Genomic DNA, 21,103 nt, shown 5'->3' with positions numbered 1-21,103 from the left:
TCTTCGCCTTCCGCTTGAACAGCCTGCGGCGTGAGTTCAAGAAGGCCATCGAATCTGGTCTGTGATGACTGCCCGCTGTGGCGTTCACGGAGCGCGTTCCTGCGCGCCGGACCGTAGGTCAGTGGAAAGATATCGAGTGAGAGGTACTGATGATCGAATTTCCTGCAAAAGCTGATCTAAGCTGCGAACACCGGGCAACGGGGAGCGGGAGGGCGGAGGAACGGGACTCGCTTGGGCGATCGCAGCGGGTACACCCAACAGATTAACGCTGCCGACTCCAGTGATCCCCAGCATGAGGGTGAGGAGCAAGGTCGCAGACTGGGAAAGGGGAGTGTTCATACCATGATTATGGCCCACAGGGGGGATAGGGACCTGATCTCGTCCTATAGTCCTATATCCTATTCATACTGTGATTATGGCTCACAGGAGGAATTATGGCCCACCGGAGGGATGGGTGCCTGATTGAACACTATCGAGCTGTCGCAAAGGTTGAGGGCAACGGGGAGCAACCGTTATCTCAGCATATGTAACTTGAGAAAATTGGTGCCTTCCGGGGTGTGGGTCGGGATACCCCCGAGGATCAGAATGCGATCGCCGGCTTGGGCCAATTGATATTGCCGCAGTTGGGCTTCCGCTTGGCCCACTAGTGACTCAAAGCTGTCTACTTTTTCCGCTACCAAGATTGGCTTGACGCCCCAGACCAAATTTAGCCGATGATACACCTTGGGATCGGGTGTAAGGGCTACAACTGGTGCGCGGGGACGTTCGCCTGCGGCAATCTTAGCGGTATAGCCCCGCAGGGTAAAGGCAACAATGCACTGGAGATCAAGAATTTGGTCGATCGTATTCAAGGCCTCACTCAAGGCATGGGTTTGATCATTCTGGGCCGGGGGATGATTGGTAGGCCGCAGTTCCCGCTCCACATCAGCAGCAATCCGTGCCAACATTTCAACGGCTTGTACGGGAAACTTCCCCACGGCTGACTCCCCCGACAACATCACCGCATCGGTGCCATCCAAAATAGCATTGGCGACATCACTGGCTTCGGCACGGGTGGGCCGGGGATTGTGAATCATGCTGTCGAGCATTTGGGTCGCCGTAATCACCGGGATACTGCGCTCATTACAAGCCCGAATAATCTGCTTTTGGAGCATGGGTACCTTTTCCGGGCTGACTTCCACCCCGAGATCACCCCGTGCCACCATGACCGCATCACAGTTCGCCAGAATTTCCAGCAGGTTCGTGACCGCCTGGGGTTTCTCGATTTTTGCCAGAACGGGCATATCTGCTGCACCGCGATCGCGCAGGAATTGCTTCAGCGTTCGGAGATCGTCAGCCCGTCGGACAAAACTCAGGGAAACGATATCCACCCCCTGGGCGAGGCCAAATTCCAGGTCCCGCTCATCCTTCTCGGTCATAGCGGGCAGTCGCACGTCGAGGCTGGGCAGGTTGACCCCCTTTCGGCTCTTGAGGATGCCCCCTTGAAGAATCTGACACTGTACCTGTTGACCCTGGACGCTTTCAACCCGCAATTCCAGCAACCCATCATCCATAAGCACCTGCATCCCCGGTTCCGCTTCCTCGGCTAGGTAGGGATAGTCGATCGCGGCGGTGTGGGGCTGTCCCTGAAAATCGGCGAGGGGAACCAGGGTTAGGGTGTTGCCGACGATCAAATCAATCCCGTCTTGCGGCAGTTGACCGACGCGGATCTTGGGACCCTGGAGATCTTGTAAAAGGGTAATCGGGGTATCGAGTTCTGCGGCCACCGATCGCAGGGTTTGGACAACCTGGGCGTGGTCCTCATAGCTGCCGTGGGAAAAGTTCAGGCGGGCCACACTCATGCCCGCCTCGATCAGGTGTTTGATCATCGTGCGGGAAGCACTGGCCGGGCCGATCGTGGCGACGATTTTGGTGCGATGCTTGAAAACACTGGGCATAGGGATCTGCGCGCCTGGGATAACCACCTTTCAGCATAGGACACCCTCTCTCAACCACCAAGACACGAAGAACACCAAGCTGCACGAAGATCTGGGGGTCTCCTAGGTGCCCTGGGTGCCTGGGGGGTGATCAACCGATAGCCTTAGGCTATGGTGTTTTGAAATTCAACCAATGCAACCATTGTGAAAACGATCGTCTCCGCCCTAAAGGTTTTTGAAAGCCGTAAGATGTCCGCCCTCTTGCTGCTGGGGGTGGCATCGGGATTACCCCTCTTCCTCACGAGTCGCACCCTACAAGCCTGGATGACGGTCGAGAAGGTAAACCTGGCCGCGATCGGTCTATTTAGCCTGGTCGGCCTCCCCTATTCTCTGAAATTTATCTGGTCGCCGTTGCTCGATCGCTTTGCGCCCCCCTTCCTGGGTCGGCGTCGGGGCTGGCTGGCCATCACCCAGGTCTGCCTAGTGGGGGCGATCGCCCTCATGGCCTTACAACGCCCTGGACAGGCCCTGCAATTATTGGCCATGAATGCCCTCGCGATCGCGTTTTTTAGCGCCACCCAGGATATTGCTGCCGACGCCTACCGCACGGATGTGCTGGAACCCCTGGAAATGGGGGCTGGGGCTGCGGTCTTTGTGTTGGGGTATCGCCTTGCCCTGTTGATGACCGGATCATTAGCCCTCATCCTGGCCGATCAGCTTTCCTGGCCAATCGTGTATGGTCTGATGGCTGTGTTAATGGTGCTGGGTTTGGCGGCAACGGCCTGGGCACCGGAACCCACCAACCCCGGTCAACCGCCGGACTCGCTCACCCAGGCGATCGTCCTTCCCTTTCAGGAATTCTGCCAACGCCTCGGCGGCTTCCGTGCCCTCTCCATCCTGTTATTTATTGTCCTGTTTAAGCTGGGGGATGCCTTTGTGAATAATATGGCAACCCCGTTCCTCCTCAAAACTGGCTTTAGTCAAACCACTATTGGCGCTATTCAAGGTGGGATGGGCCTCATGGCCACCCTTATCGGTACCCTAGTGGGCGGTGGGCTACTCAGCAAGTTGGGGATTAATCGATCGCTCTGGATCTTCGGTGGCCTCCAAGCCCTAAGTAACTTTACTTATTTGGGACTCGCGTTACTGGGGCAAAATTATGCGTTTATGGTGCTTACCATCAATATTGAGAACTTTTGCGCTGGGTTAGGGACGGCTGCCTTTGTTGCTTTTTTGATGAGTTTGTGTAACCACCGCTTTTCGGCCACTCAGTATGCGCTCCTCTCCAGCCTCATGGCCGTCAGCCGCGATATTTTAGTTGCCCCAGCGGGCTGGGTGGCCGCTGGCATCGGTTGGCCCCTATTTTTTATCCTCAGCTTTTTCATTGCCCTGCCAGGATTACTGTTACTACCGGTGTTTGCGCCGTGGAAGCAGTTACACCCGATCGCAGCTATTACCGATCGGCCTCCCCTCCCTGAGGCAGATGAATCCCCGGCACCAGCCAGCGATCGTGATCCATAGCACATTCAGGGCGAACCTTCCGGACTTTTGGGCGAAAAGCGTGTTGCTAGAATAATAATCACACCTAATTGTTGCGAGGAGTTAAGCTTTGTCTGAGATTAGTAATCACCTCCCCTGCGGTGGTCTCAATGATTCCCCGCTCTCTGTGGTCGAAGCAGAGCCACTACCCGACGATTTTGGCAGTACGACCGGGGTAGCCCGCACAGGCAGCCCTCCCTCCACGGGTCGTAATAGTCATCAAGAGGGGACGACGACGGCGGATTTGCTAACGGGCACGGCTGGCCCTGATCGGCTGCATGGACGATTGGGCAATGATACCCTCAATGGCCTAGGTGACAACGATACCCTCTTCGGCGGCAAGAGTGATGACCTGCTCACGGGCGGGGATGGTGACGACCAATTGTATGGCGATCGCGACAATGATACCCTCTTCGGCGGCAATGGCAGTGATCTCCTGCGGGGGGGTAAAGACAACGATAGCCTCATCGGTGGCAGTGGTAATGATAGTCTCCTCGGTGATATGGGGAACGATACCCTGATTGGGGTTGACCCGGACGCCGCAACACCGGGACAAGGGGAACTGGATACCCTGATCGGTGGGGAGGGCGCCGATCGTTTTATTCTGGGCAGTGGTGACAAGGTTTTCTATAACGGGGATGGCGAGGCTGGGTTTGTCTGGATTCCGGACTTCAATGTTGATGCCGATATCCTGCAACTGCCCGTGGCGCAACAGGGCAGCTTCCGCATCGACTCCCCACCCGATGGCTTCTCTGGTAATGGCATCTACTTGGGGGATGATCTCATTGCGGTTGTGGTCAGGGATTGTGGTTGCCCCGGCTTTAGCCTAGCCGCCAACTACGTTGAATTTGCATAAGTGACGGGTAACCAACCCGCGTTACCGGTCTAAACAGCCTCCCGTTTGGGGGGGTTCTTTTTAGGTCAATGAGTTAAACCCGGCAAGAACTTGAATCTAAATTGCTGCCAGCAGTCTTCTTTATCCTTGACGGGAACCTCAATTAAATTGAGGTAGGCGGCGGAGCCGCCCGCCTCACCCCCTTATGCTGGCGTGGGCACAGTTGCCAAAATTGGTACTTTTCGAGGGGACCTTTACAAGAATTCATGGATGGATTGATTCAGTTTCTTAAGGGACTTCAGGGCTTGCTGACAGTTGAGTTGATCTCCCTGCTCTGAAAACAGGCGGACGGCTGCTTGCAAATCGGTTACGGCTCCTGGGGTATCACCCAGCTTGGAGCGGGCCAGTCCCCGATTGTGATAGGCATTCGCAAAGGAAGGGCTGATGGCGATCGCCCGCTCGAAATCCGCGATCGCGGCCTCATAGTCGTGGAGGCGGGAGTACACCACACCGCGATTGTTATAGGCATTCGTAAAATCAGGATTTAGACGTAAGGCCCGATCGAAATCCGCGATCGCACCAGCCGTATCCCCGATTTCATAGCGCACAAACCCGCGATTATTGTAGGCCGCAGCAAATTGGGCATCGGCCTTGAGCGCGGCGTCATAATCCGCGATCGCGGCAACCTTATTCCCCGTTTGCTGATAGGCAAAGCCCCGATTGAAATAGGCTGTTGCGTAGTCAGGCTTGAGGCGAATCGCTTCCCCATAATCTGCGATCGCCCCTTGGAAGTCGCCAATTTTAGAACGGGCAGCCCCCCGGTTAAAGAACGCCGTGGCATAATCCGGTTGAATCCGTAGGGCTTCGCTGTAATCTGCGATCGCCTGCCGCTTGTCGCCCAGATCGGAATAGACTAGGCCCCGGTGATTATAGGCAATGGCGAGCTCCGGATCGATCGTCAGCGCCGTATCAAAATCACTCAGGGCACTGGTCTTATCCCCCAGATCGGCGTGGGCAATTCCCCGATTGCAGTAGGCCGTGGCATTGCGCGGATTCAACTCCACCGCCTGGGAAAAGTCCGCGATCGCCCCTTGCTTATCCCCCTGGTCGTACCGGACCAAACCGCGATTATTGTAGGCCACATCATCCAAGGGCTGATCAGCCATCAGATCAGGGTCAGACTGGGCGGCATCGCCTCGGGCAGGCATCGCCTCGGAACGGGCATCGCCAGTCCGCACCCAACTGTGGGCCGTGACCGACGACTCAACGGGCTGACGGGCCATATCCGGCTGGGGCGTTTGGAAGCGATCGATGAGTAATTGAATAATGCGGGGATCGGTTGTTTTGATCCCAATCCCTTGCAGGGGAGCCTGGATTTCAGGCTCCTGGGACAGCGCTTCCTCTAGGACGGGAGTCGCCGTCGTTAAGGCGGCACCGCCCCCAATCAGGGCAAATGCCCGATCACAGACCAAAAAGTGTTCCTGGGTTTCGAGGACGCGCAGGTGTAAGTGCTTGGGATAGGATTGTCGCAGTTCCTCTAGGGGATAGAGGGAACTCGTGGCCGGAATCCTAGGTACGTCCGTGAACTGCCAGGAATCCCGTTCCACGCCGTTACTCGGAAACCCTAGCGTACCCGCTGCCGGCAAACTCCACCCAATATCCACCTGCACCCCGCGCTCTAGCAAGGTCGCCAGTTGGGTCACCAGGCTAGGATCAAGCTCCCGGTCATGAGACCACGGGCAGACCAGAATCAAACGCTTACGCACCTGTCGCAAGGCCTCTTGCAATACCTGGGAACTCCTGGCAAAGGGATCAAACAGGATTTGATGACCTTCAGGGGTTGGCAGGGTGCTGAGGTGTTGGTTCAGGCGATTGATCCAATTCAAAACCATTTCCTCGGTCATTGCCCCTGGCTGGGACGCGATCGCCTGTAGGTGGTCGATCCGTTCCGACAACTGTTGCAACTGCTGTCGCAGGGGATCCAGGGCCGTGGTCACGCCTCCGGTTGCGGTTGGGGCAACTTCTGCCGTGAGACTGCTCTCCAGCCGTTCCACCCGATCGACAAGATAGTCAAATTGCTGCCGTAGCATTGAAACTTCTGGCAGGATAGCCGAGACCTCTGCCCCTTCGGTTCGCTCCTCTAGCTGATCGAGGCGATGGGTCAGTTGCGTTAATTGTTGCTGCAAATTTTCGATCCCGGCGATCGCTTCCGCTGGGCGATCGCGGCGACCCAGGGCACCCAGTGGGGGTTGAAGCGGCTCCCCTAGCTGACTGAGGTGTTGCTGCACCTGATGGGTGGCGATTCGTTCCACCTCCTGGGTCAACTCGGTTGCTAGGGCTGCCTGCTGCTGCTCTAAGCGTTGGGCCAGTTGTTGGACCTCCGCCATTTGCTGTTCGAGGGTAGCAAGCATCGCCGTCCGTGCTTGCAGATTTTGGGCCTGGGCATCAAGGGTACGGAGCACCTGCTGGACCTGCTCCACCTGGGTCCGGAGGGGCTGGACCTGTTCCGCCGTCAGGTGTTGCAAACTGACCGCCAGGGTTTCTGGCCCCTGGGCCTGGGCAATCTGCTCCATACGTTTTTGCAGCAAGGCTAGGGCACCCCGTACTTTTTCCAAGGTTTCCAGTTCCTCGCGGCCTTGAAACTGTTGGCTCAGTTCATCCATCTGGCTCCGCAAACTTTTGATCTCGCGCTCCAAGGGATCGGTGGCTTCCTCAAGGGATTCCTGTTGCGCCCGCAATTGGGCCACCTCTGAGGCCAGGGTGGTAAATTCCCGCTTGGGAACCAGGGTCGCCACGGCGGAAACCAGGCCCACCACTTCCTGTTGTAGGGCAACCGGATTAAACGGGGGGGGCAAGTTATTAAAGCGGCGATGGAGTTGGTTAATCTGCTCCTGGATCGACTTCCCATCCGGTTGCTTCGCCAGCTCCTGGAAACTGCTCTGGAGTTGGCCAACTTCGGTGGTTAGCGTTGTGAGGGAAGCTTCCAAGCGATCGACCCGGGCGGCGGTGGGTAAACTCTCCAGGTAACGAGAAATGCCCTCCAGGGATTCCCGCAACTCCGCCCATTTACTCTGAAGTTGGGTATTGATCTGGGTTAAATCTTCCCGAATGGAGTTGAGACCAAGAGACTCAATGGGTTTCAGGCGGCTGTCCATTTCCGTCCGCAGGGAGGCGAGGGCTTCCTTATTTTTGCGCACAAGGGCTTCTTGGGCGGTGTTGAGGGCTTCGGGCGTGGGCATCGCCAGCACCCGTTGCCCCAGGAATTGGACATCCTCGGTCAACCGCTGATCCAGCTTCTTCAGTGTTGCGGCGGTTTGACTGGTCACCGCCTGATCCGCCCGCCGCCGGTTCACTAGATTCAACAGCATAGCTACGGTCAACGGTGCGGAGGCCAAGAGGGATTGCTGAAGCGCAACAGCCGCGATCGCACCGGCTCCGGCTCCGGCCAGGGAAAGATACTCCAAGATTTCCAGGGGATTAGCCCCATCTGGCAGCCCCTTGGGCTGGGATTTCGCTGGCGCCGATGCCTTTGGCTTCTTGGCTGTTGCCGTCTTGGCCCCAGGTGTTTTGCCCCCCTTCACGTCCGCCTTCGGCTTCTTTGCTTTGGCGGTCGCGGGGGCAACCTGCGGTTGCGATGACTTACCCGTTGACTTTTGGGACGGCTTCTCCATGCTCGGTGGCCTCAGGGGAATGGCTGATTAACAGGCGAATAAAATAATTAAGAAGCAAGGGCACGCTGTTGGCAGCGATTACTCCTTTCTTCACTCCAGCCACCCCTAATCAGGAAATAACCGGGCAGTGGGCACAGCCCCCCTTACCCTTCGCCATTCTCTGCCTATCTGCAACCTGAGCCAGTTGCGATCGCGGTCCTGCGCCGTAAGGAGCCTATTGCAGTAACACCGCCCAGGTGACAGGTCCGACAATTCCATCCGGATCAACTTGGAACTTGGTTTGGGCAGCTTTGACCGCCGCTTGGGTTTCCGCCCCAAAGACCCCATCGATCGCCCCGGTAAAGACCCCGATCGTCCGTAGGCGCTCCTGGAGGCGAACCACGGCTGGCCCATGCATTCCCTGCCGCAAAATCGGTAGATCGATCGGTTGGGGGACCGTTGTTGCCGCAACAGTGGCCGTTTCTGGCGTGGGAGATGCCGCCGCCGCTGGCGTCGCGCTAGGGGCGGTTTCCGCTTGAACAGTTGTTGCCTCACCGCCGCTGCCCCCTGGTGTGCTTAGGGTAGCCGGGGCGGCTTCGCGCTCGAGGGGATCGGCAGGAGATTTGGATGAAGGGGGATTCGCAGCGCTAGCTGGCACGGGTGCGACTTGGGGTGTTCCAGAAGCTGCCAACGCTGGGGATAAGCTCGTCGTCGTGGGAAAAAGACGCCGCCAACTCGCCGCGTTCATGACTCCATCCGCTGGTAACCCCACTGTTTGTTGAAATTGGGCCACCGCTGCCGCTGTCGGATCATCGTAGCGACCACTCACCTCCCCCTGATAGAAACCGAGGAGTTTTAGGGTTGCCTGCAATTCTAGGACATCAGCCCCCTCGCTACCCCCTTGCAAGGTGGCTCGTTGGACCAGTGGCTCCATCCCCTCCGGGCTGGGATTCCCACTCGCTGGGTTGGCAACGCCAGGGCTTTGGCCATAGGCCACCGGGGTGAGGACCATCACGATCGCCAGACCCCCCAGGATGCCCCCATACCATCGTCTGTGGGGGATGCGTCCGCCGCGTCCTCGCATCTGATCGCCCCCCCGCAGGTTATTCTCCATAGTCCCTTATCCTCTGCTTAGGCCGTCAGCAGAGCCATCCTAGTCGATTTTCCCGAAAGTTGCCACCCAAAAGTAGTCGCCCTATTCCCCCACCCGCCCTCAGGGCAGCGTCAAGATTTCCACCCCGTCCTCGGTAACCGCCACCGTGTGCTCAAACTGGGCCGATCGCTTGCGATCGCGGGTAACGGCGGTCCAACCATCACTGAGAACCTCCACCTCATGGGTGCCCTCATTAATCATGGGTTCGATCGTAAAGACCATGCCTGGTCGCAACTTACGCCCCTTCCCCGCTTGTCCATAGTGGGGGATTTGGGGTTCGGTATGGAACGTGGTATTGATGCCGTGGCCGACAAAATCCCGCACAACCGAGAAGCCATGAGCCTCGGCATATTCCTGAATGGCCGCCCCAATATCACCCACCCGTGCCCCTGGTTTCACGGCGGCAATGCCCCGATACAGACACACTTCGGTAACCTCCACTAGGCGCTTGGCCTTAGCATCCGGTTGGCCGACAAAAAAGGTTCGCGACGTATCCCCGTGATAGTTATCCAAAACCGGGGTGACATCAATATTGATAATGTCACCTTCCCGTAAAACCTGCTTCGCATGGGGAATGCCGTGGCACACAACCTCATTGATACTGGTGCAAATTGACTTGGGAAAGCCGTTATACCCCAGGGGTGCACTTTTGGCCCCCTGTTTTTGGGTCCACGCCTCCGCTCGATCGTTCAGTTCCAGGGTCGTAACCCCCGGCTTAACAAACGGCTCCAGGTAGGCGAGTAGAGCCGCCGCCAATTGGCCAGCTCGTCGCATTTTGGCAATTTCACGCTGCGAAAGGAGAACGATCGGTTCAGTTTTCATGACATCTGGCGACTAGCAGTGACGTATAGAGGCAGTGACCGATAGCAGTTTAGATTCTAGGAGATTTGCGGTCACTTTCAACGATAGACGAATTCCTGCTGTGGGGGTAATCCTGACGGGGGTACGGGTTCCCTTAGCCATCGTTGACGCGCAAAGGCCCACAAAATCAAGGATAGGGCGTAACATCGCCAGGAAAAAGTTGCGTATGGTAGAATTGGAGACAGGTTAAGCACCTATGGTTCGCGGCCCAATTCTAACTTGGCACAGGCATTTAGGGGAGGCACCGGCTCTTTTATGCATTCTATGCATTTGAAGTGTGTGAGGTTCTGTGAGTGATTGCCCTCTTGCCCCGTAGTGTGAGTCAACGGCAAAGTACCATTAGCTTTGCGTCAACCCTATATCTCTCGCCAATTCTGGATCTCCTATTGGCGGAGGTTCCCCCAGCGTGGCAACTAGAGTTGCGGCTGGGGCTTCAGGAAGCGTTGGTCAATGCTGCCAAACATGGCAATTGTTTGGACCCTGATAAACAGGTTTGCGTGCAATTTTTTATTTTTGAAGACCAGTATTGGTGGATTATCACCGATCAGGGTCGGGGGTTCTGTCCAGAAGCAAAGTGTCGCTGCGAGCGTGCGCCAGAAATCGCTGATCGAGAAATGACCGAGGACCCAGGAGAGTGTGGTCGTGGCCTGTATATCATGTACCAGATTTTTGATCAGGTCTATTGGAATGCCCAGGGGACAGAGTTGCGCCTGTGCAAGCGGGTCAACGGCAAACCCCTGTTTTAGCGTTAAGCCACGATCGTTGGGTTGATCAGGTTCGGTGGGCTAGCCAACCCTAGCCTAGGCGCGACACCGGCTTGACAACAGACGTTAAGCAGCGATCGCCCTAGGCTGGATCGGCGGGGTTAGGGGTGGCCGTTTTCGGGTCATCGGTTTTCGGGCTGTTCGTTTCAGAAACCCCTCTGACCGAGGCATCGGTTTGCGCAACTGGCATCTCAGAGCTGTCTGCTGGGCAGGCATCGGCTGCATCCATTAAGGTATCGGGCACAGCAGGAGCACGATCAGTGGTTTCAGGGTTGGGGGGCTGGGGGTCGAGAGGCGGGTTTTGTGAGCGGCGACGCATGAGCTGTGCCTTGGCCTGAAGATTTTGAAAGAAGTCCGTCTCCACAATTTCCTGGACCTGCTTCTGGCGTTTGCTGTGATCGATCTCAATCTGGAGTTGTTGTACCTGTTGCTTGAGGCGCTCTTCCCGGCTATAAACTTCGCGGGCCATATTCTGGAATACCCGGGCCAGTTGCCCTAGCTCATCGGTGCGATCAATCACCTTATCGAGGCCCAGATCGTCAAATTCACCCGATTCAATCTCATTCGCCGCATTGGTAATGCTTAAAATAGGAGCGGCAATCACCCGATCGGTGAAATAAAGGGCCAGGGCCACTGCCGCCCCAATAAAGCTGACCACAATGATGAACAGGATGCGCTTATTGCGGTTGATTTCCTGGAGATAAATCGACTCAGGGATAACGGTGCCGACAATCCAGTCTAGGCGATCGAGTGAACTAAAGGAAATATAAAAGGCTTCACCCAAGACATTATCGCGACTGGATAAATCCCAGCGGCGATCTAGCTTAGCAAAATCCAGTTGATGCGCTTGGGCGGTTTCATAGGCAATTTTGAGCAAGGGATCGGTCGCTTCAGCCAGTGTTTTGAGGCGGACGGTATCCTGATTAACGATCGTATACACCGCTTCCTCTTCATTGGTGAGGGCGATCAGTTCGCCCTTGCTATTGATAATAAAAATTGAGCCACGTTCCCGTTGATTGGTCCGACTAGAATTAGAATTACCTGATCGCTGTTCTGTCGGGTTACTTTGCAATGTTCGTAGATAATCAGAAATGCGCTTTAGCTCAAAGGCAATACTGACCACACCAACAAGCTGATCTTCCTGGAAAAAGGCCTGGGAGGCATTGATGCCTGGTGTTTTACTGGTACGAAACACATAAACATCACTCCAGGCAATTTTATTGGAGCTATTGATCGCATCCTGATACCAGGGACGTTGCGGGGCATAATACTTTTCCTGAGTTATTTCCGTATTCAACAGTTTGCGACCGGTCGGGATAATTTCATACATCCGTGTGGTTTTCTGCGTCGCTTGCGTGATCGGATTCCAATTTCGTCGAATCAGACTAATTTGGTCAATCTGGGGACGATTAACACCGAAGAAATTACCATTTGCAAAGCCAAATTCTAACCAAGAAAAGTCCGCTCTAGAGGTTAGCAGATTTAAGTAAAAGGTTTCACGATCGTCAGGGTTATTAATATCGATCAGGTTCGCAAACATGAGCTGAATCAACAAATGGGTTGATTCCACATTGCTGAAAATATTATCAACCTCGCGGACAGTTCCCTGGGTAATATCATCATTGACCTGCGCCACCACGCTATTAACATTGCGTTGGGAGGTCCAGTTCCAGGGGAGGTGAACAATGAGTGCCGTGGTCCCAATTGTGAGCACAACTGCCCCTAGAAGTTTGGCCTTAAGCCCAATTTTTCGCCAAGGCTGTTCCGATTGGGTTACGAAGGGTTGGGCTTGATTCACAGATACCGCCATGCAATGGATGAGGGAGGGGGCATTGAAAAGGGACAGGCTAGACAATCAGGGCAATGTTAGCTTTTGGGGGAAGGTCCAGCACGGCCAGCCAGATCAACGATCGCCTGGGTATGCTATTCATTGTATCAACTGCAACGTCCTGGATCGTGGTCCACTGCCGACCCTCGATAACCAGCGCCACCGAGCCGGCATCAATCACCAAAGCGATAGTGCTTCTTCACGGGCTGACGGACTTCCCAGGTGCACACCATCCCAGCGGGGAACCGGACCAGATCCCCTGCTCCAAACTGAACCGCTTCTCCCCCCGTCGGTGTTACAATAACTTCTCCCTCCAGGAGGTAACAGGTTTCTGCGGTGTCATAGCTCCAGGGAAAGGTTGAGATCTCCTTGGTCCAAATCGGCCATTGGGACACCCCTAGGGCTTGGAGGTCGGCTGGGCTGGGCTGATGTTCGATGTGGATTGTTTGGGAGGCTGTGTCCATGACTGTTAATTCAGTAGATGATTCTTGCCCATGTTAATAGCCGCAGCGATCGGGTTGGGCAGCAACCTGGGCGACTCACAGACTATTTTGGCAGATGCTCTGAGTTGCTTAGCGGGAACATCTGGTATTCAGGTGCAGGCTTGCTCCCGCGTTTATCGTACCGCAGCCGTTGGTCCCCCCCAACCGGATTACCTTAACCAGTGTGCCACACTCAGGGTAACGCTCTCACCGATGGACTTGTTGCAGACGCTGCTGGCGATCGAACGCCAGTTGGGGCGTGTCCGCCGTGAACGCTGGGGACCTCGGTTGTTAGATCTGGATTTACTGCTATACGGTCAGAGACAACTGGCTAGCCCCGATCTTTACCTGCCACACCCTCGGATGCGGGAGCGGGCCTTTGTCCTGGTTCCCCTGGCTGAAATTGCTCCGGACTGGCGTGATCCCGTTACCCAGCAGACGATCGCAACTTTGGCGCAAGCCGTAGATCAAACGGGGGTTGTGCCCCTAACACCGGCCCTACTGCCCCTGAAGGCGGCTCCGTAAAAGGCTGTGTCTTAGGGGAAACCGGTTTAAGTTGGTCGCTTAGTTTTGCTGCTTGAGCAGCCTGAGCCAGAGCAGGCAAACCATCACTAGGCCCACAAATAAACCGACGCCAACAATCGTGAGTTGGATATCCTCGCGGTTCATCTGCGATCGGCTTAGCAGGACCAAGCTCATGCCAATTGCGATCGTGATCCCGGTGGCAATTCCCAGCCGCTGCAATCCTTGCCGGTAGTCAACCGTCGATCGCCATTGACGCAGTTGGCTAATGATGTCATTAACAGTCTTCCCAAACGCGACGAGGGGCGAGAGGAGCTGTTGCGAGGGCAAGGCACGATGGGTCGGCAGCCCCCTAGTGGATGATCCCCCCGACTGGGCCACTGGCCACTGGGGGCGCGGGAGGGCAGCCAGTTTTCGCTGGACACGTTTGCGCTGGTGGGTGACGGTAGCCGCAATCCGGAGGGGCCAAGCCAGTTGGGAGGGGTGGGCGGCGGGGAAGACATCGACCCCTAATTTGGACTGGCGATCGCACCAGTAGCATTTTCCCAGGGCAGTCCGATAGTAGTGGTTGCGTACCCGCCGACACACCGTCAGATCCTTCACAGCTACCTGTAAGACATTAACCCAATCCTGGGCCGTAGGACGTTGGCTGGGATCGCGGTGACCAACGGTAAAACATTGGCGGAAACACTGCTCTACGGCAGGATGAACCACACTTAGGGGGATCGTCAGGGGGCCGGGTTGGATCAGGCTATTGGGTGCATAGGGCCACCATCCTTGGCGCAGGAGTTCATTCGGCTCTGGCGAGTCCCCTGCGCCACACCAGCGCCCCTTGAAGGGAGAATCCCCAAACAGGAGCAGGTAGATAATGACGGCAAGGCGAAAACGATCGTGGACTTCAGTTTGCTCAACGATCGCTAAATTCTGATCCAGGAGTTCAACAGGGGTGAAGCCTTCGGAGCCAACCGGACAGGTGAATAGCTCCCCGGTTTCGGGATGGCGTACTTGAAACGAGTCCGTATCAATAATGGCGGGCAAGGCGCGATTATCCACCAAAATATTCTGCGGTTTCACATCCCCCACCACATAGCCCGCTGCGTGGATTGCCCACATAATCGAGGCAATGTTCATCGCCGTGGTGTGCAAATACAGCCAGTTAAACCCCGGCAGGACCTTGCGCCGCCGCTGGGGATTGTAGACATCGAGCAACTGCACACTGTCGTCGATCTGGGGCATGAGAAACCCCACGATCGCCCCATTGCCATCCTGGAGCAAGGACTGGGGCCATGCAAAGGAAATGTGATTGAGGTGGGCATTGGGGTCCCTGGGGGAATGGGCGATCATCACCTCCAGTTTACGAACGCGATCGGCCTTATCGGCATGGTAGATTTTGGCGCAGTAACCGGGGCGATCGGTGGACCACACCTCCCCTTCCCCACTGCGACCGATCTGGGCCACTAGGTTAATCGCCTGCCGCGTATTCGTACAAATGAGGGCCTGCCGCATCCGTCCGTCCTGAATCCCTTATCCCCTGGGGGTGATGCCGTTAGTTGAGCCTTGGCTAGCGTTGGCGGAAGTTCCGGGGTCCCGTATAGTCAGACACATCGGCGAGGTCGTTGAGGGGTTGGACACCGGTATAAAACTTGCCCTTAATTTCCCAGGTGGGGAACCCTTCGATCGGGGCCGCTTGACACAGTGCCACCCGAGCATTTTGACCCTTGGGATCGCATTCGACAATATCAAGATCCTGAACAGCAGGTTTGCCAAATAATTCTTTCTGCTGATGACAGGCCGGACACCAGTAGGCGGTAAAGGCTTTGGCCCCGATCGCCGTTAGATGTTGGGCAAGGGCCACCTCGGCTGGTCCCGATTCACTCTCCACCGGCGGCGGAACGCCCACCGATTGCCCTGTGGTCGCGTCTGTAGCCCGCTCTGGCGCATTGACATTGGCGTAGATGCCCAAGGTGCCAATCAAGGTCACCATCCCCACGATCAGGCCCGTGAACACCAGTTGGCCAATATCCTCCCAGTCGTGCCCAATAATGCTCAGGATAAATAAACTTAAGGACAACGCTGCGGAGGTCAAGCAATAAATGCAAGTACCCTGGATTTGGGTCACCAGGATATACATCAAGTAGGCACTGAAAAGGGTCATGGCTGTCCCCCCGATAAACAGGTAGAGCCAGGTCCACTTTTCCAGTTGGGTGCGTAAATTTTTCTGGGTATCCGCGTTCAGCACTAGGGGGGCCACCGCCGCGATCCCCATCGTTGCGTAGGCCAAAAAGCCAAACAGCGCTAAGGGCAAACCAAACACCGTGGCATAGGGACTATTGAGGACGAGGTCACAGCCCTCCGTTGGACAGACTGCCTCATCCCCGGCCAGCTTCACTAGGGTTAGATAGGCCGTGCCACAGGCACCCACCAACGCGATCGCCCCCATAATCGGGCGGGACCAGCGCTGAATCCACGGCGTTGAACGTCTACGACTCATAGGCTTAAGGGAGTAGGGAGTAGGGAGTAGGGAGTAGGGAGTAGGGAGTAGGGAGTAGGGAGTAGGGAGTAGGGAGTAGGCTGAATACTCAGGGTTAGGGGTCTTGGGGTCCTTAGTGTCTTAGTGTCTTAGTGTCTTAGTGTCTTAGTGTCTTGGTGTCTTGGTGTTGATATGACCTATCTCAGGCGTTGATATCGCTTGTTTTCGCATGTTTTCGCATTGAGTGGTCCACATTCTGGCCTTGAGTAGTTCTTGTAAACCGGACAATGCGCTTGTACGATCCTAGGCTAATGGTACCTTGACCGTCGGAATCGTGGCAGCTTTCACCGAGGCACTGGTCCCCCGACGGGCTGCTTCCACAAACTGGCTTACTCGGTTGGGATCGATCGGCTGATCCCGTCGTCCATGCCGTTTCAACGAACTGGCTACAATCACCCCATTCGCTGCCTGCATCAGGGTACCAATATTTTCCAGCGATGCGCCACTGCCAATGAACACGGGGGTTCCCTGGGCCGCTGCCTGGGCCAATTCTAAGTCCTCCTGACTGGGGGGACTGCCCGTGGCCCAACCCGACAGAATAATGCCATCGGCAAGACCGCGCTCGATCGTATCCTGCACGGCTGCCGTCAGGTTTGGCGACCCCAGAGGTCGTGCGTGTTTCACCAGCACATCGGCCAAAATTTTGACCTCACTGCCCAGTTCCCGGCGATAGCGCAGGAGCGTATAGGCACAGCCCTCGATCACCCCCTGATCGGTGGCCATCACCCCACTCAGGACATTCACCCGGATAAATTGGGCCTGGGTACAGGTCGCGATCGCCATTGCACTGTGGGCATCGTTGCGCAGGACATTGATCCCGATCGGGAGCGTCACCAGGGTTTGCAGGTTTTGGACCACGAGGCTCATGGCGCTGACCACAGCAGGATCAACGGTTTGCTTCGTAAAAGGGGCGTCGAAGAAATTTTCAACAATAATGCCATCCACCCCGCCCGTTGCGAGTGCAGTGGCTTCGCGCTCAGCCCGTTCAATGACGGCCTTTAAGCTACCGCCCCAGCGGGGTGAGGTTGGCAGGGGCAACAAATGAACAACCCCAATAATCGGCGCGGGAGTTCCAAAAATAGGCTGTAAGTCCACAATAACTCTCGGACTCTAGGACGGCTTCTCAATTCTCACCCAAATCATACCCCTAGCCGCTACGCAGGTGAACCTTTTCACCCTAGATTTCAGCCGTCAGACCCAGTGAAGCAGGCGATTACGCTGTGAAAACAGGCGATAGCCGTCGCGGCTGTGGGGATGGCAGGCAAGCAGCTAATCCCATGCGCGATCGCGTAGCATCTGGGCAGAACCAGCGACCCACGCTAGCTAAGGTTAAGGTTTGCGGCGATCGGCCATCTGCTCTAGGCGTTGTTGTTCCTGTTCTAATTTAGCTTCCAGGGCACGCACTCTTTCCCAGCGTGCTTCCAGTTCCAGGCTGCTGGTTTCGAGTTCCCGACGCTCCTGCTTCAAATTTTCCTCTAGGATTTGGATCTCTTCGCGACGGGCTTCCATCTCCAGGGCACGCCGCCCCAAGTCCTGCATTTGGGATGCTAACCATTGGCGTCCGGCCTCAACATGGGCGACTTCTTGCTTAAAAAATGTCGGGGTTAGACCATCACTGAGGTAGTCGTTAACCAGGGCCAATACCCAGTCAGTTGCTAGTTCAATGCCCAGGACCTCATGGTTATCTGAAAGTTGCACCAGCACTAACACACCGCGATTTAGGGTCGCTTTGAGATCGACAGTCATGTCTAGGATCAGGCGTGGTTCGCTATCTGTCAGCACGGACCAAACACGATCCCCCTCTTGACAGGCTAGGAGCTTGAGCCTGACGGTATCGGCGGGATCGCATGTCTCTACCTGGGCCAGATATAGCATTCGCTGCATGAGGGGTGAAGTGGCGCATTGCGAACAAAAACCCTGTCTTACCGAAAAGTGTAAGGGAACCCTCAGGAATTCTCCAGCCGTTGCAGCCGTTCGCGCAGAATTTCTGCTTGCTTTTCGGCCTCTATTAGGGAATCACGGGTACTTTGGACCACTGCCGCTGGCGCTTTCTGAATATAGTTAGCATTATTGAGCCGTTGGGTTAGGGTGGCAATATCGGCTTCGACTTTACCCAGGGTTTTGCCCAGTTTGGCCCGTAGCGCTTCAACGTCAACCACTGCCGCTAGGGGCAGCAACACCTGTACGGTTCCAGTGACCCCGGCAATATTTTGGGCGGGATAGGGCACGGTTTCCGGTGGCAGGGGGGGAGGTGCAGGGGCCGAAGCGGTCGTCTCCCCAACCGTCGATCGCGGCCAGCCGATCGTGGGCAAAGTGCCGCTCAAGAGACTGATCAGCAGGCGCACGATCGCCACAATGCCCGCTAGGGCAAAAAAGACCAGCAACAGGAACGGGAGGAGCAGGACAAAGGGTAAGAAGATATCCGCATTGGCGGCGGTCGTGGAGGCGGGAGCGGTATCCGCCGCCGGAGAAGCAGCCACGGGAGCCGAGGACCCTACGGTTGGGGATGGTGCAACCGGGGCCGATCCGGCTGTATGGGTTGCTAAGTGGCTGGTGCTGGGAGCAAAGTTGCGGGCGATCGTCAGGGTGGCAACTTTGGCCAGATCTTGAATATAGGGACGACCCGCGTTGAGAATTTGGCGTTCGCGATCGTCCTCACTCTGCAACACCGCTGCAATGCGCAGACCGGGCTTGATCTCGGCCTCCGATCGCAAATTGCGGATCGTGCGAATCGTATCGGTAATCAACGCAAAGGCTTGTTCCAATTGCAGGTCAATCAGGGCCACATCCGGCGTGGGATAGGCTTGCAACGCGAGATACTGTTGATTCTCCGCCTGAACCAGGGTTTGCCAGATCTCCTCGGTGATGTGGGGCATGAAGGGATGCAGCAGCTTGAGGGTGCCTTCGAGGACGTGGGCCAACACCTGCTGGGCGGTACGCCGAGATTTCCCGTCCTCCCCTTGCAGGCGGGATTTGACCAGTTCAATATACCAGTCGCAAAAATCGCCCCAGATGAACTCATACAGTCCTTTGGCGGCTTCACCCAGGCTGTGCTGGTCGATGGCCTCGCGGCTGCGCTGGACGACCTGGTGGTAACGGGAGAGTACCCAGCGATCGCTTAACTCCAGATCCACCGGGCGCGGCGTCCCCAACTGGGCCGGGGTTTTGCCGTCCAGGTTCATCAACACAAAGCGGGAGGCGTTCCAGAGTTTATTGGTGAAGTTGCGCGAGGCTTCGACGGAGGCGGATTCGTCGGTTTTGCGATCGTATTCCAGGCGAATGTCTTGACCCGCACCTGCGACTTCCCGCACCAGGGTAAAGCGCAGGGCATCGGTGCCATATTTATTGATTAGCACGAGGGGATCAATGCCGTTGTTGGCTGATTTCGACATTTTTTTATTGTTTTCATCCCGAACCAGGCCGTGAATATAAACCGTCTTGAAGGGCATTTGCCCGGTGAAGTGCCCCGCCATCATCGTCATGCGAGCCACCCAAAAGAAAATGATATCAAACCCGGTTACGAGGGTGGTGGTGGGGTAGTAGGTCTCAAAGTCGGTGGTCTGTTCTGGCCAGCCGAGGGTGGAAAAGGGCCAAAGGCCGGAGGAAAACCAGGTGTCTAATACATCGGGGTCCTGTTCCAGTTGCACGGATGCGCCAAACTGGGCGATCGCCTTCGCTTGGGCTTCCTCAGCAGTATGGGCGACGACAAAGGGGGTGTCATCGGTCAATTCGCCCCCCGTTTCACTAATGGCATACCAGGCCGGGATCTGATGGCCCCACCACAGTTGGCGCGAGATGCACCAGTCGCGCAGGTTCACCAGCCAATCGCGGTAGACCTTGGTCCAGCGTTCGGGGACAAACTCTGGGGAATGTTGTTCATCCAGAAAGGCCAGTGCCCGCTCGGCTAGGGGCCGGATGCGCACGAACCATTGGGTGGAGAGCAGGGGTTCGACGGGAACTTTGCCGCGATCGCTGTAGGGTACTGTGTGCTTGTAGGGTTCAACTTTGACCAGGAAGCCCTCTTCCTCCAGGCGCTTAACCACCTGTTTGCGGGCAACAAAGCGATCGAGACCCCCAAAGGGACCGCCGTTTTCATTCAGGGTGCCGTCTTTGTTGAGAATGTTAATGAAGGGCAGATTGTGGCGTTTGCCCATCTCAAAGTCGTTGGGATCATGGGCGGGGGTGACTTTGACGCAACCGGTCCCGAAGCTGGCATCGACGTATTCGTCGGCAATGATGGGAATCTCGCGCTCCATGATCGGCAACCGGACGGTTTGGCCGATCAGGTGTTGGTAGCGATCGTCGTTGGGGTTCACCGCCACTGCCGTATCCCCCAGCATGGTTTCCGGACGGGTGGTGGCGACTTCGACATAGCCTTTCCCGGAGGTGAGCGGATAGCGAAAATGCCAGAGGTTGCCTTCAACTTCGCGGCTTTCGACTTCGAGATCCGAGACGGCGGACTGGCTGGCGGGACACCAGTTCACCATGTAGTTGCCGCGATAGATTAATCCTTCTTCATACAGGGAGACAAAGGCTTGTATAACCGCTTTCGTCAGCCCTGCATCCATCGTGAAGCGTTCCCGCGACCAGTCTACCGACAGCCCCAGTCGCCGCAGTTGGCTAACGATTTTGCCACCGGATTCCTGTTTCCACTGCCAGGCCCGTTCCAGGTAGGCTTCGCGTCCGACATCCTCGCGCCGTTTACCCTGGCTGCTGAGTTCGCGATCGAGGAGGGCACTGACGGCAATGCTGGCGTGGTCGGTGCCCGGTAGCCACAGGGTATTGCGACCCCTCATGCGGTGATAGCGTACCAGCACATCGATCAGCGCATGTTCAAAGGCATGGCCCATGTGCAGGCTGCCAGTGACGTTGGGGGGCGGGATGACGATGCAGTAGGGTTCGCCGGGGTGATTGGGGTCCGCCTTAAAGACTTCCTTGGCTTCCCAGATCTGCTGCCATTTCGCTTCGGTGGTGGTGGGGTCGTATTGGGTGGGGAGGTTGGTCAGGGAGGGAAGGGTTGCAG

16 protein-coding genes are annotated in these 21,103 nt (G+C 56.4%); 4 read left to right on the top strand and 12 right to left on the bottom strand.

All coding sequences use genetic code 11. The annotated features are described in order from the left end of the window. Positions 1-84: 84 nt before the first annotated feature. Together ACWIUF_RS15265 and pyk are read right to left on the bottom strand one after the other, a co-directional pair. Positions 85-339, bottom strand: a complete 255-nt coding sequence (locus ACWIUF_RS15265; RefSeq protein ID WP_448573356.1) for a hypothetical protein — start codon at positions 337-339, stop codon at positions 85-87. 173 nt (positions 340-512) lie between these two features. Continuing rightward, complete coding sequence (pyk, locus tag ACWIUF_RS15260; RefSeq protein ID WP_448573355.1) at positions 513-1,937, bottom strand: pyruvate kinase; 1,425 nt, start codon at positions 1,935-1,937, stop codon at positions 513-515. Between the two features lie 183 nt (positions 1,938-2,120). Here pyk and ACWIUF_RS15255 point away from each other — a divergent pair, with 183 nt between their 5' ends. Both ACWIUF_RS15255 and ACWIUF_RS15250 read left to right on the top strand, forming a co-directional pair. Continuing rightward, positions 2,121-3,437 (top strand): AmpG family muropeptide MFS transporter, encoded by a 1,317-nt coding sequence (locus ACWIUF_RS15255; protein WP_448573354.1) that lies wholly within the window; start codon positions 2,121-2,123, stop codon positions 3,435-3,437. Positions 3,438-3,525: 88 nt separating this feature from the next. Further along, positions 3,526-4,311: a calcium-binding protein gene (locus ACWIUF_RS15250; RefSeq protein WP_448573353.1), complete on the top strand. Its 786-nt coding sequence runs from the start codon at positions 3,526-3,528 to the stop codon at positions 4,309-4,311. Positions 4,312-4,544: 233 nt separating this feature from the next. Here ACWIUF_RS15250 and ACWIUF_RS15245 read toward each other — a convergent pair whose 3' ends face one another. The 3 genes from ACWIUF_RS15245 to map all read right to left on the bottom strand — a co-directional run bounded on the left by ACWIUF_RS15245 (position 4,545) and on the right by map (position 9,915). Further along, positions 4,545-7,961 (bottom strand): tetratricopeptide repeat protein, encoded by a 3,417-nt coding sequence (locus ACWIUF_RS15245; protein ID WP_448573352.1) that lies wholly within the window; start codon positions 7,959-7,961, stop codon positions 4,545-4,547. 214 nt (positions 7,962-8,175) lie between these two features. Further along, a complete protein-coding gene (locus ACWIUF_RS15240; protein ID WP_448573351.1) occupies positions 8,176-9,054 on the bottom strand; it encodes a peptidoglycan-binding domain-containing protein in 879 nt (292 codons plus the stop codon). A 99-nt stretch (positions 9,055-9,153) separates the two neighbouring features. After that, complete coding sequence (map, locus tag ACWIUF_RS15235) at positions 9,154-9,915, bottom strand: type I methionyl aminopeptidase (RefSeq protein ID WP_448573350.1); 762 nt, start codon at positions 9,913-9,915, stop codon at positions 9,154-9,156. A 332-nt stretch (positions 9,916-10,247) separates the two neighbouring features. On the opposite strand from map, the gene ACWIUF_RS15230 reads away from it, so the two are divergent. Further along, entirely contained in the window at positions 10,248-10,700 is a 453-nt protein-coding gene (locus tag ACWIUF_RS15230) for an ATP-binding protein (protein WP_448573349.1), read from the top strand. A gap of 100 nt (positions 10,701-10,800) precedes the next feature. Here the strand turns inward: ACWIUF_RS15230 and ACWIUF_RS15225 are convergent, their stop codons facing one another. Together ACWIUF_RS15225 and ACWIUF_RS15220 are read right to left on the bottom strand one after the other, a co-directional pair. Further along, positions 10,801-12,516, bottom strand: a complete 1,716-nt coding sequence (locus tag ACWIUF_RS15225; protein ID WP_448573347.1) for a PDC sensor domain-containing protein — start codon at positions 12,514-12,516, stop codon at positions 10,801-10,803. 203 nt (positions 12,517-12,719) lie between these two features. Next, a complete protein-coding gene (locus ACWIUF_RS15220; RefSeq protein WP_448573345.1) occupies positions 12,720-13,010 on the bottom strand; it encodes a cupin domain-containing protein in 291 nt (96 codons plus the stop codon). A 30-nt stretch (positions 13,011-13,040) separates the two neighbouring features. Between ACWIUF_RS15220 and folK the strand changes: the two genes are divergently transcribed. Then, entirely contained in the window at positions 13,041-13,553 is a 513-nt protein-coding gene (folK, locus tag ACWIUF_RS15215; protein ID WP_448573344.1) for a 2-amino-4-hydroxy-6-hydroxymethyldihydropteridine diphosphokinase, read from the top strand. Between the two features lie 39 nt (positions 13,554-13,592). On the opposite strand, the gene ACWIUF_RS15210 is transcribed toward folK, so the two are convergent. The 5 genes from ACWIUF_RS15210 to ACWIUF_RS15190 all read right to left on the bottom strand — a co-directional run bounded on the left by ACWIUF_RS15210 (position 13,593) and on the right by ACWIUF_RS15190 (position 21,086). After that, complete coding sequence (locus ACWIUF_RS15210) at positions 13,593-15,056, bottom strand: hypothetical protein (protein WP_448573343.1); 1,464 nt, start codon at positions 15,054-15,056, stop codon at positions 13,593-13,595. A gap of 55 nt (positions 15,057-15,111) precedes the next feature. Next, entirely contained in the window at positions 15,112-16,041 is a 930-nt protein-coding gene (locus ACWIUF_RS15205; RefSeq protein ID WP_448573342.1) for a vitamin K epoxide reductase family protein, read from the bottom strand. Between the two features lie 282 nt (positions 16,042-16,323). Next, positions 16,324-17,175: a photosystem I biogenesis protein BtpA gene (gene btpA / locus ACWIUF_RS15200; protein ID WP_448573341.1), complete on the bottom strand. Its 852-nt coding sequence runs from the start codon at positions 17,173-17,175 to the stop codon at positions 16,324-16,326. 234 nt (positions 17,176-17,409) lie between these two features. Further along, positions 17,410-17,964: a hypothetical protein gene (locus tag ACWIUF_RS15195; protein ID WP_448573340.1), complete on the bottom strand. Its 555-nt coding sequence runs from the start codon at positions 17,962-17,964 to the stop codon at positions 17,410-17,412. Positions 17,965-18,026: 62 nt separating this feature from the next. Next, a complete protein-coding gene (locus tag ACWIUF_RS15190; RefSeq protein ID WP_448573357.1) occupies positions 18,027-21,086 on the bottom strand; it encodes a valine--tRNA ligase in 3,060 nt (1,019 codons plus the stop codon). Between the last annotated feature and the right edge of the window lie 17 nt (positions 21,087-21,103).

This window comes from Trichothermofontia sp. (genome assembly GCF_053493415.1).
This window is presented reverse-complemented; position numbering and strand designations above follow the sequence as displayed.

Coding starts and splice junctions, on each gene's coding strand:
- ACWIUF_RS15265 (WP_448573356.1), bottom strand. CDS start 339: ATGAACACTCCCCTTTCCCAGTCTGCGACCTTGCTCCTCACCCTCATG.
- pyk (WP_448573355.1), bottom strand. CDS start 1,937: ATGCCCAGTGTTTTCAAGCATCGCACCAAAATCGTCGCCACGATCGGC.
- ACWIUF_RS15245 (WP_448573352.1), bottom strand. CDS start 7,961: ATGGAGAAGCCGTCCCAAAAGTCAACGGGTAAGTCATCGCAACCGCAG.
- ACWIUF_RS15240 (WP_448573351.1), bottom strand. CDS start 9,054: ATGGAGAATAACCTGCGGGGGGGCGATCAGATGCGAGGACGCGGCGGA.
- map (WP_448573350.1), bottom strand. CDS start 9,915: ATGAAAACTGAACCGATCGTTCTCCTTTCGCAGCGTGAAATTGCCAAA.
- ACWIUF_RS15220 (WP_448573345.1), bottom strand. CDS start 13,010: ATGGACACAGCCTCCCAAACAATCCACATCGAACATCAGCCCAGCCCA.
- folK (WP_448573344.1), top strand. CDS start 13,041: ATGTTAATAGCCGCAGCGATCGGGTTGGGCAGCAACCTGGGCGACTCA.
- ACWIUF_RS15210 (WP_448573343.1), bottom strand. CDS start 15,056: ATGCGGCAGGCCCTCATTTGTACGAATACGCGGCAGGCGATTAACCTA.
- ACWIUF_RS15205 (WP_448573342.1), bottom strand. CDS start 16,041: ATGAGTCGTAGACGTTCAACGCCGTGGATTCAGCGCTGGTCCCGCCCG.
- ACWIUF_RS15195 (WP_448573340.1), bottom strand. CDS start 17,964: ATGCAGCGAATGCTATATCTGGCCCAGGTAGAGACATGCGATCCCGCC.